Annotated in this window: 17 protein-coding genes, 2 tRNA genes and 1 pseudogene; 5 read left to right on the top strand and 15 right to left on the bottom strand. The window is 52.1% G+C overall.

Annotation, left to right across the window (positions count from 1 at the left end):
- Positions 1 to 18 precede the first annotated feature (18 nt).
- The 9 genes and pseudogenes from dnaB to VE954_RS40540 all read right to left on the bottom strand — a co-directional run bounded on the left by dnaB (position 19) and on the right by VE954_RS40540 (position 7,474).
- Positions 19 to 1,365, bottom strand: a complete 1,347-nt coding sequence (gene dnaB / locus VE954_RS40580; protein WP_324963979.1) for a replicative DNA helicase — start codon at positions 1,363 to 1,365, stop codon at positions 19 to 21.
- A 66-nt stretch (positions 1,366 to 1,431) separates the two neighbouring features.
- Positions 1,432 to 1,878: a 50S ribosomal protein L9 gene (gene rplI / locus VE954_RS40575; RefSeq protein WP_324963977.1), complete on the bottom strand. Its 447-nt coding sequence runs from the start codon at positions 1,876 to 1,878 to the stop codon at positions 1,432 to 1,434.
- A gap of 3 nt (positions 1,879 to 1,881) precedes the next feature.
- Positions 1,882 to 2,295 carry a 30S ribosomal protein S6 gene (gene rpsF / locus VE954_RS40570; protein WP_324963975.1) on the bottom strand — a complete coding sequence of 138 codons (414 nt, stop codon included), beginning with the start codon at positions 2,293 to 2,295 and terminating at the stop codon, positions 1,882 to 1,884.
- A gap of 104 nt (positions 2,296 to 2,399) precedes the next feature.
- Positions 2,400 to 2,859 (bottom strand): annotated as a pseudogene (gene pth, locus VE954_RS40565) (aminoacyl-tRNA hydrolase); the annotation flags it as partial.
- 11 nt (positions 2,860 to 2,870) lie between these two features.
- Positions 2,871 to 3,152: a hypothetical protein gene (locus tag VE954_RS40560; RefSeq protein WP_324963971.1), complete on the bottom strand. Its 282-nt coding sequence runs from the start codon at positions 3,150 to 3,152 to the stop codon at positions 2,871 to 2,873.
- Positions 3,153 to 3,324: 172 nt separating this feature from the next.
- A complete protein-coding gene (locus VE954_RS40555) occupies positions 3,325 to 4,248 on the bottom strand; it encodes a ribose-phosphate pyrophosphokinase (protein ID WP_324963969.1) in 924 nt (307 codons plus the stop codon).
- A 113-nt stretch (positions 4,249 to 4,361) separates the two neighbouring features.
- Positions 4,362 to 4,436, bottom strand: a tRNA-Gln gene (locus VE954_RS40550).
- Between the two features lie 88 nt (positions 4,437 to 4,524).
- Positions 4,525 to 7,164 carry an ATP-dependent Clp protease ATP-binding subunit gene (locus VE954_RS40545; protein WP_324963967.1) on the bottom strand — a complete coding sequence of 880 codons (2,640 nt, stop codon included), beginning with the start codon at positions 7,162 to 7,164 and terminating at the stop codon, positions 4,525 to 4,527.
- Between the two features lie 61 nt (positions 7,165 to 7,225).
- Positions 7,226 to 7,474, bottom strand: a complete 249-nt coding sequence (locus VE954_RS40540; protein WP_324963965.1) for a DUF1844 domain-containing protein — start codon at positions 7,472 to 7,474, stop codon at positions 7,226 to 7,228.
- A gap of 147 nt (positions 7,475 to 7,621) precedes the next feature.
- On the opposite strand from VE954_RS40540, the gene VE954_RS40535 reads away from it, so the two are divergent.
- Positions 7,622 to 7,701 (top strand) — tRNA-Leu (locus VE954_RS40535).
- 240 nt (positions 7,702 to 7,941) lie between these two features.
- Here the strand turns inward: VE954_RS40535 and VE954_RS40530 are convergent.
- The 5 genes from VE954_RS40530 to VE954_RS40510 all read right to left on the bottom strand — a co-directional run bounded on the left by VE954_RS40530 (position 7,942) and on the right by VE954_RS40510 (position 12,239).
- Entirely contained in the window at positions 7,942 to 9,333 is a 1,392-nt protein-coding gene (locus VE954_RS40530; protein ID WP_324963963.1) for a Fic family protein, read from the bottom strand.
- A gap of 532 nt (positions 9,334 to 9,865) precedes the next feature.
- Positions 9,866 to 10,225, bottom strand: a complete 360-nt coding sequence (gene rplT / locus VE954_RS40525; protein ID WP_324963961.1) for a 50S ribosomal protein L20 — start codon at positions 10,223 to 10,225, stop codon at positions 9,866 to 9,868.
- 48 nt (positions 10,226 to 10,273) lie between these two features.
- Positions 10,274 to 10,471, bottom strand: a complete 198-nt coding sequence (gene rpmI, locus VE954_RS40520; RefSeq protein WP_324963959.1) for a 50S ribosomal protein L35 — start codon at positions 10,469 to 10,471, stop codon at positions 10,274 to 10,276.
- 150 nt (positions 10,472 to 10,621) lie between these two features.
- Positions 10,622 to 11,401, bottom strand: coding sequence for a hypothetical protein (locus tag VE954_RS40515; protein WP_324963957.1), 780 nt, complete (start codon positions 11,399 to 11,401; stop codon positions 10,622 to 10,624).
- A 28-nt stretch (positions 11,402 to 11,429) separates the two neighbouring features.
- Entirely contained in the window at positions 11,430 to 12,239 is an 810-nt protein-coding gene (locus VE954_RS40510; RefSeq protein ID WP_324963955.1) for an inositol monophosphatase family protein, read from the bottom strand.
- A gap of 239 nt (positions 12,240 to 12,478) precedes the next feature.
- On the opposite strand from VE954_RS40510, the gene VE954_RS40505 reads away from it, so the two are divergent.
- The 4 genes from VE954_RS40505 (at position 12,479) to VE954_RS40490 (ending at position 17,145) form a co-directional block, all read left to right on the top strand.
- Complete coding sequence (locus tag VE954_RS40505) at positions 12,479 to 14,053, top strand: Rnase Y domain-containing protein (protein ID WP_324964078.1); 1,575 nt, start codon at positions 12,479 to 12,481, stop codon at positions 14,051 to 14,053.
- 65 nt (positions 14,054 to 14,118) lie between these two features.
- Positions 14,119 to 14,847: a tetratricopeptide repeat protein gene (locus VE954_RS40500; RefSeq protein WP_324963952.1), complete on the top strand. Its 729-nt coding sequence runs from the start codon at positions 14,119 to 14,121 to the stop codon at positions 14,845 to 14,847.
- A 51-nt stretch (positions 14,848 to 14,898) separates the two neighbouring features.
- Positions 14,899 to 16,410 carry a response regulator gene (locus tag VE954_RS40495; RefSeq protein WP_324963950.1) on the top strand — a complete coding sequence of 504 codons (1,512 nt, stop codon included), beginning with the start codon at positions 14,899 to 14,901 and terminating at the stop codon, positions 16,408 to 16,410.
- A 48-nt stretch (positions 16,411 to 16,458) separates the two neighbouring features.
- Positions 16,459 to 17,145, top strand: a complete 687-nt coding sequence (locus tag VE954_RS40490) for a hypothetical protein (protein WP_324963949.1) — start codon at positions 16,459 to 16,461, stop codon at positions 17,143 to 17,145.
- 60 nt (positions 17,146 to 17,205) lie between these two features.
- Here the strand turns inward: VE954_RS40490 and VE954_RS40485 are convergent.
- Positions 17,206 to 17,681 (bottom strand): transposase (locus VE954_RS40485; protein WP_324963947.1); only part of this gene is annotated, 476 nt, incomplete at its 5' end.

The following is a 17,681-nucleotide window of genomic DNA, read 5'->3' as shown; positions in this document are numbered from 1 at the left end:
GAAGGCCTCTCTTCCTCCCTACCCTTCGTAATCGCTGACAGAGCCTTCCTGGAACAGATTCTGAAATGAAACATAATTAGGCTGGTAGGCAAGCTTGATGGTCTTGGTCGCGCCGTGACGGTTTTTGGCGATCAAAAGTTCAGCAATGCCGGTCATTTCCGAGGCTGGGTTATAATACTCGTCGCGATAGATAAACATAATCATGTCCGCATCCTGTTCCATGGAACCGGATTCGCGAAGATCGGAGAGTTTTGGTCTCTTATCGGGACGTGAGTCAGGACCACGGTTCAGCTGCGCGAGGGCCAGCACGGGCACCTTCAGCTCCTTGGCAAGGTTTTTCAGGCCCATGGAGATTTCCGAAATCTCCCGTTCACGACTATCCGGGCGATCGGCACCCATGGTCATCAGCTGCAGATAGTCGATCACAATCATGTCGAGACCGTTTTCCTTGTGATAACGGCGACAGCGCGAACGCAGTTCCATGAGACTGATGCCTGGAGTTTCATCAATGCCCATATGGTTCTTGTGCTCATAAATGCGGCGGGCGCCTTCCATCAGGCGATCCTGCTCTTCATCACTCAAATCGCCTTTACGCAGGCGTGAGGAGTCCACACGGGCCACGGACGAGAGCACGCGAGCCATGAGCTGCTCTTTACTCATCTCAAGAGTGAAGATGGCGACTTTCTTTCCTGACAGCGCGGCGTTGGTGGCTAGATTCAAAACCAAAGCGGTTTTTCCCATCGCTGGGCGCGCGGCAAGGATCACAAGGTCACTCGGCTGCATACCGCCCGTGAGCGTGTCCAGATCGTTAAATCCGGTCGTCACACCTGTCACCACACCTTCGAGTTCGAGTTTCCTCTGAATCTCGTCGATGGTCGATTCCAGGACCACATCGGCGGAAATAATGCCCTTACGGTCATATTCCGACGAAATCTGCAGAAACTGCTTTTCGACGCTTTCAATAAAGCTTTCGATTTTGCCTTCGTAGTTTTCGGCGCGCGAAACGACATCCTGGCAAACTTTGATTACGCTGCGACGATAGTACATGTTGCGCACGATACGGGCATAATGCTCGAGGTTTTGCGCAACCGGGCAATTTTCGGTCAAATCAATCAAATAAGCTGGGCCAAGATCACGAATCTGATTTTGCCTGAGCTTTTCTGCAACGGTCACAATATCCGCGGATTCACCTGCAGCCGATAGCTCCAGAATGGATTCGTAGATCTTTTGATGAGAATCGATGAAAAAATGCTTCGCTGCGAGCATGCCCTCAATAAGGGTCAAGCTTTCGGCATCGCTTAGGATCGCGCCGAGTACAGCTTTTTCTGCATCGATTGAATGAGGCAGAGATTGTCCTGACGCCATTGGGGAGTCTCAGTGAGGTCTGAATTCCATAGGTTCATCGCGGAACCTATGGAATTATCAACTGGGTTATTGCGGGGCAACGACCCAAACTTTGAACTTCGCGACCACTTCAGGATGCACGCGAACTTCGGCGGCGTAAACACCAACTTTTTTAATTTCCTCAGTCAGCTTGATGTCTTTTTTGCTGACTTTTACACCTTCCTGCGCCAGCAGCTCTTCCAGCTCGGCGGTGGTGACAGAACCGAAAATTTTCTCATCTTCGCCAACCTGTTTGGTGACTGTGACGGAAATTTTTTCGATCAAACCGGCTTGCTTCTTGGCTTCACCCAGGAGCACGGCTTTTTTCTTTTCCAGAAGGCGGATCTGGTGATTCAGCGCAGCCTGGTTGCCTTCGTTCGCAACCACGCCCAATCCGCGAGGGATCAGGAAGTTACGGGCAAAACCGTTCTTCACTTTAACGAGATCACCGATACGACCAAGGTTTTCGACGTTTTGGCTAAGAATCAATCTCATGGATTACTTCTCCTCAGGCTGTCTTAGAGCAGCCGCGGCAGCCTTGGCGAGTTCGACTTTACGAGTAGCAATGTCCACTTCGTTGTCGATCTTCACAACCATAAAGCGCAGAACGTTGTCGTCGATGCGCAGAAGGCGTTCGCACTCAGCGATGTTTTCTGGAGTACTGGCGGCATCATAAAACATATAATGCCCACGGAAATGTTTACGGATCGGATAAGCCAAACGCTTGGAGCCCCAATCGTTGCGCTGGATCAGCTCGCCGCCGCCGCGCTTCAGGATTTCTTCGTAACCAGTGAAAACCTTTTGTTTTTCTGTGTCTGGTAGATCAGCCTTGGCAACCAAGGTAAATTCGTATTCACGTAGCAAAACACTACCTCCCTTATGGATTGAGCAGCCAATCATTATGATCAGCAAGAGAGCTCTTAAACTATATCTTCATCAACCAGGGTTCCGGATCAGACCCTGCAAACGAATCAAAGCTTCGTTCACCATCTCTGTTTCCACCTGAATGAGTTCATCCAAGGTGAAATTGCCGAGCACCCAGTTCGAAACATCACCAACCCCATGGGGACGACCGATACCGAGCTTCACACGGGCGAAGTTCTCGGCGCCGCTTTCCGCCATGATGCTGCGAATTCCATTATGACCGCCATGGCCACCGCCGGTCCGGGCTTTCACCTTGCCAAACGGCACATCGATGTCATCGTGCAACACGATCACATCCTCGATGGCGATCTTATAGAAGCGCAGAGCCTGCATCACGGAACGGCCGCTGAGGTTCATGAACGTCTGGGGCTTAAGCAACAGACTGTCCGTACCACAGACCGGCGCGCGTGCAACATCGGCATCAAACTTACGACCCTGCCAACTGCCGCCAGCACGGGATAGAATTTGATCAAGGATCAAAAACCCAGCGTTGTGCCGGGTCTTCTGGTACTTGTCGCCTGGATTTCCCAGCCCTACGATGAGCTTCAACAGCGCCCTCGGACTTAGGCGTACATCAGGTCCACATGCAAGGCCACGCGCTTGATCGGATCGAGTTGAATTTCGACCACTTTCACCAGGCGGGTTTCGCCTTTGAATGTTAATTCAAATTGCTTGCCGTTCTTGTACGCTTTTCCCAGCCATTTGGGGTCGAATTCAAGCATGATGCTTTGACCTTTGTCAAGCAGTACGCCAGGAATGCGGCCGCTCTTGCGCAGCTTGCGGATATGGCTTTTTCCTGTGACTTCACGAGGGGAAGCCTCAATCTTTATGAGTTCTTCAGACATTTCAAATCTCCTAAAAGCAACACTTCCGCGCCCGTTTTCGGGTCGAACTGCATCATTTTGGCTGCAAAAAGGTGCGCAGACCAAGCTTGAGCATAGGGTTATATAGGGAACGCCCGGGACTGGCAAGTCCCTTGTCAATCCCGTAAAGCGTGTGAACCGATCGCGCATTTCTTCAAACGAAAAGACTGCTGATCGAGCCCGCAGTATGAATGCGACGGATGGCTTTGGCCAACAATTCCCCAACACTCAATTGAGTAATTTTCGAGCATTCCCGAGCGGCTCGGCTCAGAGGAATACTATCGGTTACGACCAGTTCCTTAAGGACCGAGTTGGAAATGCGCTCAATGGCGGGGCCACTCAGAACAGCGTGCGTAATCGCCGCACTAACCGATTTGGCGCCATTATCCATCAGCGCCTCGGCCGCTTTGCAGAGAGACCCGCCGGTATCGCAGATATCATCGACGAGCAGGCAGTCTTTATCCCGCACATCACCGATGACGTTCATCACTTCACTTTCATTGGGACGATCGCGGCGCTTGTCAACAATGGCGAGGCCGCAATTATAATATTTCGCCATGGCGCGTGCGCGTTCGGTACCGCCGGCATCCGGCGAGACCACGAGCAGATTATCGCGACCTTCAAAGTAAGGCCCGAAGATCGGCTTGGCGAAAAGGTGATCGACAGGAATATTGAAAAAGCCCTGAATTGCCGAAGTGTGCAGTTCCATCACCAGCATGCGATCGATACCCGAGGCGGTATACAGATCGGCAACCAGCTTGGCCGTAATGGGGGTGCGCGGCGCACTTTTACGCTCCTGCCGGGCATAACCAAAATAAGGAAGGACCATGGTGATACGTTTCGCGGAAGCACGGCGGCAGGCATCGATCATGATCAAAGATTCAATAATATGTTCATTGGCGGGGGCGCAGCCGGGTTGAATAATGAAGACGTCACGACCACGGACATTGTCCTGAATCTCAACGCGGGTTTCTCCATCCGAGAAACGATCGACGCGGGCATGGCCCAACTCGATATCCAAATGCCCGCAAATCTTTTCCGCCAATTCCCTGTTAGCATTGCCCGAGAAAACGATCATGTCATTATCCATAGCGTTAGCCTCTGCGAAATACGTTGCCATGGCGCAGATTGCGCTGGGTTATGTAAACGGATGCAAATAGGAGTGGAAGCTGCGGCGATGAAAAGGATGTGTGGCTGGGGCGGTAGGATTCGAACCTACGGATGCTGGAATCAAAATCCAGAGACTTACCACTTGTCGACGCCCCAGTTTGAACTGGTTGAGCCATCCTTGATGGGCCCTAACACTACCCCAGGCTTAAATAATTCGTCAAGAGCTTAGTCTAAAATTTTTCACTCATCGCGCCGGCGGAAGATAGCGATCCTGACGTTGATCACGCGACCAGATCAGTCCTTGATCAGGCTCCCAGTCCAGGATCCAGAGGCCTTTCAGATCGGCGGCCGGGTCGAGAAGTTTCTGCGCCACAGAATCAGTTACATATTTTTGGAGACCGCGTTTCAAGTCGCGGCCCGCAAAGCTACTGTTCATCGCGTTTTGGATCAAGAGCTGTTCCAGCCTCGGCGCCAGCTCCAAGCGGATATCACGCTCATTGAGACGCTGATTCAGCTGCGCCAGCTCTTTGTGCAGCATGCGATGAAAGTGCACCCTGGCCAGGGATTTAAAGGGCACGATCTCATCGATGCGGTTGACCAACTCAGGACGCAAATGCTCGCTGAGTTGCAGTCGAATTTCCTGCTCCCGTTCCGATTCCTGGACGTGACCGGCTGCCACCTGGAGGTTGGAGGTCATGATGATAAAGCAGTGACGGAAATCGGCGAGACGACCACGCGCATCCGTGAGGCGTCCGTCATCGAAAATCTGCAGCATGATATCCAGAACCCGCGGGTGAGCCTTTTCGATTTCGTCGAAGAGGACGATCGAATACGGCTTGTTACGAACCGCATCAGTCAAGAGCCCGCCGCCTTCATAGCCAGCATATCCAGGAGGCGCACCGATAAGGCGAGCAACGTTATGGGCTTCCATATATTCAGACATATCGATGCGAATCAAATTCTGCTCGCTCAAAAAAAGAGCGGAGGAAAGAGCTTTGGCCGTTTCGGTTTTGCCCACACCGGTCGGTCCTAAAAAGAGAAACACGCCCGAGGGGCGCTTCGGATCGCTCAGGCCCAGACGCGAGCGGCGTACGGCTTTGGCCACGGCCGTCAAGGCTTCGTCCTGACCGAAGACGCGATCGTTGAGCTGCGATTCCAAGTGGGCGAGGCTATGTTTTTCATCGGCCAGCATTTCGCCGACGGGAATTCCGGTCCAAAGCGAGAGAACCCGGGCGATTTCCTGGCGATCGACAGCGCGACCCAGAAAACCATGGATTTTTTCCTGCTCTTCCAAATGTTTTTTAGCCTGTTCGAAGGCTTCCTTGGCTTTAGGCAGCTCATGGTATTGCAGGCTTGCAGCCGTTTCAAAGTCGCTGCGATCCTTGGTGGCTTGCCAGAGTGAAGTCAATTCCTCGACCCGCACTTCAAGCGTTCGCATCAGCTCAAGGTCTTTTTGATGCTTCTTCCAGATACCTTCGATGGCTGTACTTTCTTCGGTGATTTTTTCCAGTTTGACTTTGACCTGGGTCAGGCCTTTGCTTACCCCACCCTGCTTTTCCAGGGCCTGCTGCTCCACTCTTAACTGAGCAGCTTGCGCCAGGAGTTGTTCCAGCTCAGCAGGAATGCTTTGCATCTGCAGTTTGATGCGTGCAGCCGCTTCATCGACCAGGTCGATGGCTTTATCAGGTAAATTTCTATGCGGCAGATAAAGAATGGAAAGGTCGACGGCTGCCTGCAAAGCTTCATCCCGAATGGGAATACCATGGTGAATTTCATAGGAGGTTTGGAGACCACGCAGAATGGAAAGCGTCGTGTCGCGAGTCGGCTGCTCGACCATGACGGGTTGAAAGCGTCTTTCCAGGGCGGCATCTTTTTCAAAGTACTTCCGAAATTCAACCAGCGTGGTCGCCCCAATGCAACGGAGCTGGCCACGGGCTAGCGCTGGTTTCAAAAGATTCGCGGCATCCGCGCTGCCTTCGCTCTGCCCGGCGCCAAGAATGGTATGAATCTCGTCAATGAAGAGGATCACTCGATCGCCGAGGGTTTCGAGAGCGCGGATGATTTGTTTCAATCGTTCTTCAAATTCACCACGGTATTTGGTGCCCGCGAGAAGCGCCCCTAAATCCAGACTGAGGACGCGAACGCCTTTAAGGGATTCAGGGACCTTGTCCTCGACAATACGCAGGGCGATCCCTTCGGCAATCGCGGTCTTGCCGACGCCAGGTTCACCAAGAAGAATGGGGTTATTCTTTTTCTTTCGACTCAGGATTTCCAAAACGCGGCGAATTTCTGAATCACGGCCGATGACCGGGTCGATCGCGCCACGACTGGCCTGTTCGGTAAAGTCATTCGTGAAATCTCGCAGACGTTTATCCAGCTCCGCCTCGAGTTTACGACTGGAATCGGCTTCTTTTTTAGGTTCGGTTTTGGGCGTCGAGGGCTGCTGATTTTTGACGACCTTCTGGGAAGGAGGCGCTTTAGCGTTGGGGACCTGCCAGACCTGAAAGTCCTTGGCCTTATCATCTTGCGTGGAGCGCTCGGTTTGTTGCATGACCGACGAGGATTGGACCAAAAGTGGCCATAGGTCCTGGTTGCTGATCAGCCGATTTTTGACGATCGCTTCCACCTGATTCAAAACCTGGTTCAGCCTCGGGCCGAAACCCACGGCGACCCGGCCGAATTTTTTTGGGTAGAGCTGCAAAAAGTCTTCAAGTGCTTTTTCAAGTCGGGCATGTGCTTCGGCATCGAGCATATGAAAGTCACGTCGCAGCATGGCCAACGCCACGTGCTCGATTTCCATGAAGTCATGCCCCAGGCCCTTGGCATAGCGTAGGCCGAAGTGCAGCACAGTTTGGGCTTCAAAGCTGTAAAGGGAAACATCCACGACCCACTCCCTCTTTTTCTTTTGGGGGCAGGTGTTGTGTCGGCAGAATGAAGAGGTGGACTTAGCCTTCGCGACTGGCGTCAACGAACTTAAGACGGAGATCGTGCAGAACTTCCTGTGTAAGCTTATCTTCCTCGGCCGAGAGATTGCCGGCCGTTTTTTTGGCAAGAAGTTCGATAATCTCAATATTTTGCCGTGCTAACATAAGGTTACGGTTGACCTTTTCAGGACCAAAACCCATGTAGGAAAGAGCGGCTGAACAGAAACCCAGAATCAAGGCCGAGAAATCAACTTCGGTACCGTTTGCCATATGCGCACCTCGCTGCTCTTCTTATAGTACGAAATCGAGAAAGGCATCAAGCTTGGCCACGGGTATAGGTCCGCGCCGCTTCAGGAAAGCCGCAGTTAACTCTTTAAATTAAATATCATTGCAGGTATAAAGTTGTGCTCGCGGTCTGCGGACGTGGTGGAATGGTAGACACGCTGGTCTTAGAAGCCAGTGCCTTTGGTGTGAGAGTTCAAGTCTCTCCGTCCGCATTATATTGAAATTACAAAGAATTTTTCCAGTATCTATGGGTGAAATGGTGTTAGTACCGTTTGCTGATCGTGGTCATATTGACCAGCCCTAGCTCGTAGCGGGAGTTATCTCGGCAAAGTTGGAAATTATCCAGGACATAACGTTAAGTAAAGAAGAATAGAGTCAAAAAGTCTGGACGAAAACCTGGCTTTGACACGGAAATGATGGAACCTCGTCTTAGTGCAAGCCTCTTCAGCTTCTCACTGCAAACTCTTCCAGGCTTGAAATTCAAGTGGTCGAATTTTGAACCGAGCGATATTCCCATCGTGAAGGCTTACGATCTCCAATTCTATCAGCTTAAACAATTCTGCCTGGTCAGCTTCTGAAAATTTTTTTTCTTCTATAAGATCTTGAACTCGATGCACCACTTGAGGCCCAGCTACTTTCTCCAAGATCACGGTACGGATGATCTCCTGAATATCGGAGCGGTATTTCAACTTCAGCAGGTTGGGTTCTCCCATCGCCTGCTGCAGAGCAGAGTAGCGCTGCGCTGAGCGTGTGTACGCCCAAAGATATAGGTCCCGAAAGAGGCCCACATCGTTCTTTTCGTAAACTCCAAGAAGGGATTTGATATAGGCCTCTCTGTTTACGTCTATGAAGGAAAGCGGCCTAAAGTTTTTCTTAATCAGCGGAATATTGGCCACAAGACGCGCGGTTCGTTTGTTTACATCCTCAAACGCCTGCAAATAGGAAAGCTGCACCAAAGAAAAGAACGACTGCTCAAATGGATCTTCGATGAGGTTCAGCTTCTCAATAAATATCTCAAAGCATTCCTTGAGAAGGTGTGGATTTTCTAGCGGCAAATAGTTTGTTCCGCTCACTCCAACTGCGATTTGGCGAATACGACCAGAGGCACTGGGGTCCCCTAAAAGGTTTTCTGATAGGAGTGCATGAATACTACAGACTTCGTGAGAAGTGATTTTTTCTTCATCAACCGATTCGACAATGTATTCAATGGCCCCTTTATGGTTCAAGATCATTTGCGCTTCAGCAGCATCTTTGCCTGAAGCGCTTTCACCATGTTCTATGAGGCGCTTGGTCTCCAAGAGAGAATAAGTATTTCCTTCAAGACGACTTGAATTCCACGATAAGTCAATCAAAAGTCTATTCAATATATTGCGTGCGTAGGTTCCTGCCGGCTGCTCTTTAATTTCGGCAGTGCCCGTGTTTGCGAGTTCGGCGCGCTGAGTGCTCGTAAGGTAGAAAGTTCGATTTGGTTCATATAATCGTAAGAAATCCTGGTTGTATCCGACTGGTTTGCGAGCTTGTAGCGATTGGGAGATATGTTTCAACAATCCCTCGCTTTCGCGCGAGAGCGGAATGTCTTTGAAGGTCTGTGGGTCTTCATGTAGTTTCGGGAGGTCAGCCTCGGTGGTGGTTAAAGCTCGATAGACCCGTGCGCGCGCCGCTCCATGTGCTTCGAGAATTCCTCGCTCAACAAGCCCGTTGAGCACACGCCGTATAGCTTTTCGATCACCTTCGTCCGATTTTGACATCCCGGCTACGTGAGCGATCTCGGGAACACTTATTTCTTTCTTTTCTTTCAGAAGCGCTATGACAAGCGATTCAAGCTCGTCTTTTTTCTTGGCCACGTTCGCTCCTCGACGTCACAATTATCGGGACAATTTTTGTCCCAATCATCTTAATGTGAGGAATCATAGCCTTTTTTTGTCCCAATTTCCAGTATTGGGACAATATCTGTCCCGATATTTAGAAAACTGTCCCAATTCCCGTATGGAGCTACGAAGGCTCAGACATGCATGCAAAGCAATGATGGGTTTAGGGACTCTTCGATTGAAAGTCTCTTCCGTCCGCACGATTCTTTTTTCCCCTAATCGCTTCTGGTAGCTTTTTGCAAGTTTACCAAGACTAAAAATCGACAGTAAGTCCTTCTTATCAGTGCAAATACTTAGACTCTTGATGTTTAAATTGAGTTGGTCCATACTCAGAAACTCTGAAAGTCAGACGACAGGTTTTGGGACCAAAGAACTTATCCACAGGTGCTTGTGGATATCTCCCACCACGGACCAAGGGGTACCCGGTCTAACTCACTGATAAACTGAATAAAAAAAAATCCACAGGATAATTCAATTCCTGTGGATAAGTCTTATTTGAAGCTGCGATTTAGCGAGCCAAAGCTGCCTTAGCGCTGCTGACAAGATCTGCAAAAGCTGCGGGTTGATTCAGTGCCAAATCAGCAAGGACACTGCGGTCCAAAGTGATGTTAGCCTTTTTCAAACCATGGATGAATTCAGAATAACGAAGGCCGGCAGCGCGGACAGCGGCGTTGATACGCACGATCCACAGCTTACGGAACTCGCGTTTTTTCACGCGACGGTCACGGTAAGCGTACACAAGGCTGCGACGCACAACGTGAATCGAGTTCCGGAACCGGTTTTTACGGGCTCCACGGAAGCCTTTTGCCAGGGCGAATATTTTCTTTCTACGACGTCTTGCTTTAAAACCGCGTTTGGCGCGTGCCATAATATATATCCTTTAGAGAGAAGGTCGGGTTACGTGAGTCTTGACCAATCAACGGTACGGCAAACAGGCCAGAATGAGGCCAACGTTTGACTTGTGCACATAGGCAGCGGTCCGGAGATTGTTCAGACGCTTGCGACTCTTCTTGGTCAGGATGTGGCGCTTGTACGCCTGGGCGCGCTTGATTTTGCCAGACGAAAGCACTGTAAAACGCTTCGCCGCGGCTCGCTTGGTCTTCATTTTTGGCATGGAAGTCTTCCTTTTCTTTGGAGCCCACGAACTGCTTCTGCAGTCACGTCAGGCGAAAGTTGGGGCCGTCCCCCGAGTGGACCTTATGGGTCAAACGGAACCCCAGTGTGTATCACTTCCCATGCGGTGGTGCAACGGATAATCAGCGAATCAGTTGCTGGACTTCTGCCCCCGGGCTGGCCCTGGGATGACAAATGCCAATTTGGCTTCCTCAAGTAAACGAGGATGCTCGGCCTGAAGTTTGGTCCAGGAATCCTTGGTCACGATGAGGGTCTTGTCGCCTTCAGCCACGGCATCGATCTCGACAGGCTTGGCACCGACATAGGACTTCAGTTCGCCGGAGTTTTTAAAGAACCAGCGACCGGTCATCTGCTTTTTATAAGCCGACTTCGCCACATCCTTGGGACTGTACAGCAGTTCCCCATCGGTGCTGCGAATCTCAGTCTGTAAAAACGGTGTCTTCAAGCCGCTGATCTGCACGACCACCGCACTGCCATCACTGGCAGCGGCCTTGGGGTCCTCGCCCGCAAATTCACTGACGCCAAGGTCAAGGGCCCTGGGCAGGCTGCTATCAAGTTCAACCCGCACGCGACCGTCCGTGAAATAGGTCGTGTTATAAACATAAGCAGTCTTGGTCAGTTCGCTGGCTAAAGCCGCCGAAGCTCCTTCGCTGAGCCCCTTCTGGGTCCGAATTTTCGCGAGAGCTGTTAGGACATATCCCAGGCCATCTTCCGTGGCTATTTTCTCAGCACCTTCGAAGCCTTTCTGAGAAAAATCCACCAAAGCCTCGCCATAGAATCGAATTCGCATCGTCGAGTAATTCAATTCAAAGCGATCAATCTGCTCGGTCACCGGCTGGGCATGGCCCACAGATGTCAGCCCCAAACCCGCGGCCAAAAGCAAACTCAGATGGCAAACCCTGCGATCCATAGGCTCTCCTTACGCTTGAAGCTTCGCGTTAGATCAATCCAGAGATGAGCTGAACAACGGAAGGTGTCCCACAAATGATATCACCCTGCTCCAGGTCATAGCGAGCCCCCGTCGAATTGTTAAAGTTCCGGATGATACCGCCGGCCTCTTCAACGAGCAGAGCTCCCGCCGCCAGGTCCCAGGGACGCAGACCGGATTCCCAATAGCCGTCGTATACCCCTTCGGCAACCAGGGCCAGATCCAGGGCAGCGGCCCCATCGCGTCGAATACTCTGACAAGTTTGAGCTACCGCGTTGAAAAATTCTATATCTTTTCGCAGGTTGTCGCCTCGCTGGTAGGCAAACCCCGTGACCAGAAAGGCGTCCTGAGGGGGACGGTCGGGACCGACCCGAATCGACTTTTCGTTGACCCAGGCGCCGCGACCGCGTTCGGTCACATAGGTCTTGCCGCGAATGGGATCGTGTACGGCACCCGCCATCAAACGGATGCGACCGTCCTTGTCAAACTCACCCCGGCCAATGGAAACACAAAAGAAGGGGTAATTATTGGCAAAGTTGGTGGTGCCATCGAGCGGATCCACGATCCAGATCGAGGTTCCGGGTGTCCGATCCTCGGAGGACAGGCCAGCTTCCTCGGAATACACCTTATCCTTGGGCTTTTTCTGCTGCAGCGTATCGAGGATGACCTTCTCACTGGCAAGGTCAGCATCGGTGACAAGGGTCTTGTCAGATTTTTGACGCACGCGAACATCGGAACCAAAGCGTCGGGTGAGTTCAGCGCCCGCGCGGCAACTCAGGTCATGCAAAAAGGCCATCTCTTCCGTATATCTCGCTTCCATAAGGGCTTCCATTCCATGAGATTCGTCTTCTGGATCCAGTCCAGTTTCTGTATGATCATTATAGTGGCACGGTCGTCCGCTTTGCGCGAGGTTTACTCGTACAGTCTGGCACCGGATCCCAAGATCCTTGAATCCTGACACATTTTCCGCTTGGCGACCGACACCTTGCGCCCTTAAATTTAAAGCCCAATCTGCCGAAAAGTAAGTGGGTCTCTCGAAAGGAATATAACGTGGAAGCTATGAATTTCTCTGAAATTGCGTTGGTCGCCGCCATAGGCGTGGCCTTCGGATATGCATTTTTTGTGGTTGTTCGATTTTTACTGCCTCGCAAGCAGCGAGCGGATGTTTCCGAGCAGCGTGATCTGGTCATCCAAAAGGCCCAGCAGCGTAAAGACCTGGTGATTGCCGAAGCTAAAAAACGTGCTGAAGAAAAAGCCGTGCAGATGCAGGAAGAACTGGAGATGACCATCGAGGAGGAACGCCTGGCCCTCGAAGCCACGGACGCCGACCTGGGTGTGCAGGATCAGTTTGTTCAGCATGAAGAGGAGCGCATTCAAAAGCTGGAAACCACGTTTCAAAATCATCAGAAGAAAGTCAGCGAACTGCAAAAGGCCCTATCGGAAGTGCAAACTTCAGTCGTGCAGATCAAAACCAGTCTGCAGGATGATCTGGCCCGCGTGGCTGACTGTGATCGCGCTGCCACTCAGCACATGATCACCGATTCGCTGCTGAATGAACGTCGACTGGACAGTCAGAAGCGCATCAAGGACCTTGTGGACGATCTGGCGAGCCATTCCAAAAAAGGCGCCGAACGCGTGCTGAGCCGCATCATGTCACGCTATCAGCCCGACTTTATCTGGCCGAAAAGTACCAATCACGTGGAAGTGATCAACCCTCGCCTGTTTGAAACTCTGCAAAATAATCAACAGCTGATTACCGACCTGACCGCTCTCACCGAAGGTGTGGAGATCACACTCGCCCCCGCTACGCACGACGGCCTTCCCGCCATTATCCGCCTGGGTGGTGGCTACGGCATTTTCAAGGAAGCCGCTCGCCTGACCCTCGAAGAGCTCCTGCCAAAGGGACCCAACAACTGGACAAAGTGTGACAAGACCTTCTTGAAACACCGCCGAACCCTGGAAAATCAAGCCTTGAAACTCGGCCGCCAGGCCGTCACGGAACTGGGCCTGACCGATATTCATGATGAGATTCAAAAGATGGTTGGCGCCCTGAACTGGCGAACGAGTTACCGGCAGAATCAGTTTTACCATTCCCTCGAAGTCGCGAAACTTGCGGGCGTCCTGGCCGGCGAATTGGGCGTTGATCCCATGATAGCCAAACGCTGTGGCCTTTTGCACGATATCGGCAAGGGCATCGACTATCGCATCGAAGGCAGCCATGCCGTGATCAGCGGCGACTATGCCGACCGTTTCGGCGAAAAGCGTTTGATCTGCGATACGGTGATGTCGCATCACAACGATCTCGTCCTGGAAACGCCAATGAGCTATGTTTTGAAATCTGCTGATACCCTGTCCGGCGCTCGTCCTGGCGCTCGTATCAACCTTGAGGAAGGCTATCAGGAGCGCCTGCAGGCCATGGAAGAAGCGATCAAATCCTTCCCAGGCATTCAGAAGGTAGCCATCATGAATGGCGGCCGCGAAGTGCACATCGGCGTCAATCATAAAAAGATCCGTGAAGAGGAATTGCAGGGTTTTGCAGCCGCGATCGCTCGGAAAATCGAAGAGGAAGTGGCCTTCCCAGGACAGATCAAGGTGCTCGTGACACGACGCTTTGAAGCCTCTGCAGTCGCCTGATCTTCATGTTATAATCAATTCCAGCAAGGGGGCTCTCCTGCCCCCTTTTTTGTTTGGAGTTGGGCATGCCGCACAAATCCCGCCGCCAGATCAATGATATTCAGGAAAAGGTGATGATTTACTTGAAACTGCAAAGGTTTCAAGCCGCGGAAGAGCTTTTGCGCAGCGCCATGGAAGAACACGGACCCCTGGCGAACCTTTTGAACCTGATGGGACTTTGCAGCCATCGGCAGTCCAAATTTCCCGAGGCCATCGAATACTTTGAAAAAGCCAAGGCCGCCAACCCTCGCTTCATTGAAGCCGCTCTGAACCTCGCGGTCACCATGTCTGACCTTGGCTTCTATGAAGCCTCGCAAAAGGTTTACGGCGAACTCCAAGGGCACATGGGGGACGGCCAAACGTTGCCGGATCTTGTGCTGGGACGCCTCGCCAACCTGCATAACAAAACCGCGCAGGGTTATGAGCACGCGGGTCTTTATGAGCAAGCGTCACAGGAATACGCCAAGGCCCTGCAGATCTATCCACGCATGCCGGACATTCGTCTGCGGCTGGCCAAAGTCTATATTCGCATGAATTCCTATCACCAGAGTCGTGAACAGCTCATGGTGCTTTTGGATGAAAATCCTAATCACCCCGAATGTCTGAATCTGCTGGGAACCATCGCTTTTCGCATGGGCGACTGGGATGGGGCGCAGAGCTTTTGGCAAAAAACGCAAAACGTCAACCCCAACGACCGCACGTCGCGGACTTACCTGCGCAGCAGTTCCAAAAATCCTCCTGGGGCGGCGATTTAAAGTCAATCCTCTCCCACCTTTTGCCGATGGAGAGGCAGGGAGACAATCCGGATGGAAAAAAGTCCACATAACTTTCCAAGTGGCCTTGTGGGTCTGGTCGCTGACGATCATGACCTGATTCGGAAGTCTATTGCCAAAGCGCTGTTAAAACTGGGTTTTTCGGAAATCATCGAATGTCACAATGGTCGTGATGCGAAAACCATTCTGGATTCGCAGGTCGTGGACCTTGTGATCTGCGATCTGGACCTGAATTTCATTTCGGGTTTCGAAGTCCTGGATCACCTGCGCAATCTCGATACCGGATCTGATACCCCATTTATGATCGTCACAGGCGCTGCGGATAAAGACGATATTGTGAAGGCTGCCAATAAAGGCGCTGAAGAATACATGGTCAAGCCCTTCACACCCGAAGAGCTGGAAGCCAAGATCATCAAGATGCTCAATCAGTATCACACGCCCGGCCCCATTCTCGGACGCCTGCGCGAAGCCGAGCGCATGCTCATCGCGGGAAAATTTGTTGAAGCCGAAGCCGCGCTCGATGAACTGGCGAAGCTTAAAGATACGCCTCGCGTCCGTCATCTCCAGGCGGTGGCGCTGGTCAAGCGGCATAAGACGGCGGAAGCCACGGCTCTCTTGCAGGCCAACATCAAATCCACACCCAACTTTCTGAAAAACTTCGTCACGCTGGCCAACATCTATATTGAAGCCAAAGATTACAAGAACGCGATTCATGCGCTGACGTTGGAACTGGAAATGAATCCCAAGCAGCCCTTAAGGCAAATCAAACTCGCCAATATGCTGCTCAAGGAAGGCAACGCGCACGCAGCCATTGAACACTACCGTCTGGCTTTGCTTGAGAACAATAAGAATCCGGAAGCTCTCTACGGCATGGGCATGGCCTATGCGATGGCTGAGAATCTGGAAAAGTCGATCTACTATTTCAAACGGTATCGACGCAATCATCCGAAAGATAGCCGGCCTTTGAAGGCCATCGTGCAGTTTGCGGAAAAAACCGGACAGCTGCGCGTCGCCGAGGTCGCCTTGATCGATGAAAAAAAATCTCATCCCGAACGGCTCGATACGTATTTGATTCTGGCCGAGTTTTATTTCAAGCATGAAAAGGAAGAGCTGGCCTACAGCACGCTGGAAGGTGCGATCAAGCGCAAGCCTGATTTTACGCAGGCCCACGTAGCCATGGCTCAATACTACCTTCAGCAAAAAGATCCCGACAGCGCGGTGCGCGTTTATCAGCGCTATGCAAATATTTCCAAGGACCCTCTGGCCTTCATGCTGCTGGCTCAGCTCTATCTGCAGCTTAAAAAATATGCGCAGGCCATGGCCACGCTGCACCAGGGTATGGACCACAAGCTTGATTTGCAGAAGGTTTTTCCCCTGCTGATGATTTCGACCTTCCGCACCAAGCAGATGGGCAAGGCCTGGTACATCCGCGAGCGCATGAAACAGCTCAATCCCAAGGAAGAAATCCCTGCCCCCATTGCCGAAATTGATCAGCTTCTGCTGGCCCGACGTCGCGTCAAACGCGGCTTTAAAAAGGTTTCCTAGCGCTTCCCCATGATCCCGAATATGATCGCTGCCGTGGAGGATACGGCCATGGATCAGTTGCGTGCGCAGATTGGAAATTATCTCGATTGGTTGGAAAGTCGTGGTTTAACGGGAACCGTTGTATGCCGCGCTCCGGCTGATATGTCAGAGCAAACGGGAGGCAAGGAGTCCGAGGCCACTCAGGCACCCGCCGAACCGAACCGCCCTCGACCTCCGCATCGGATTGATGATGAAATCAAGGCCGATGCCCGATCGGCAGCCGCCTTGCGATCCGCTGCGACGGGGCATGTCCAGGACCCTCCCAGGACGGCCGCTCAGGTTGGGATCGATTCCAGCCCGTCTGCTGGGGAGGCGGCGCCTCAGCGCGAAGCCGGATTGCCTTGGAAGGTTGGTTTTTACAGTTCGAGCGATCTGACCGAAGAGGAATTCATCATGGTGTCCAAGATCGCCCTGGCTCTGGGCTTGCCAGCGGAGGATTTTAAAATCTGGGCAGAAGACAGTCTGGTTCGCGTTCCCGTGGACCTTTTGCGTTGTGCGTATATCGTCGCGCTGGGACCTGGCAGCGGCCAGACTTTGCTCGCTCTCGGCCAGTCGGTGTCCATGAATACGATTCAAACCGCTCTGCAGGGATCACCTTTGCTCACCATACCCCATCCTCGGGCCATGCTCCGCGAACCTCTTTTGAAGGGCGGGGCCTGGACGGCTTTACAGAAATTAAGATCCATCATGCCGTAAGAGTCAGCATGGAACGGACGTGACATCCTCTCGGGAATGAATTCCCGAGCATCCCTTGCATCAGGCAATTTGCCCAAGGCTCAGCGTCTCACGTCCGAGACGGAGAATGTTCCTCGCAGCATTCACGTCCCGGTCATGGACCGCTCCGCACGTGCAGGACCACTCTCTTATACCAAGGCCACTCAGTCCACTCGGCCCTGTCTTTTGAAGGCAGACCGGGCAGGTGACCGTGGAATTTCGCTCATTGATTTCGAGCATCCGTCCTCCCCGCCTCAGGGACTTGTATGAGAGGAAGGTTTTTATCTGATGCCAGGCGGCGTCATGGACGCCTTTGGCCATTCGGGTTCTGACAAGCTTTGCGGACGAGGCATTGCCAAAAAATATCGTCTGATATAGCCTTGCCAGCTCAAAGGACTTTTTATGATTCCAGTCCTGACGGGAGTTCCTGATCTTTGCATGAATCTTTTTGATCTGACGCTTTTTTCGGTGCCTCTGGGCTTTCGCAAGTGCTTCAGCATATTGCCTTGTGATGCTAT

The sequence above is a fragment of the Oligoflexus sp. genome (assembly GCF_035638955.1).
Taxonomy (GTDB): domain Bacteria; phylum Bdellovibrionota_B; class Oligoflexia; order Oligoflexales; family Oligoflexaceae; genus Oligoflexus.
Note: the sequence above shows the minus strand (reverse complement) of the source record. Positions and strands in the feature narration are given on the sequence as shown.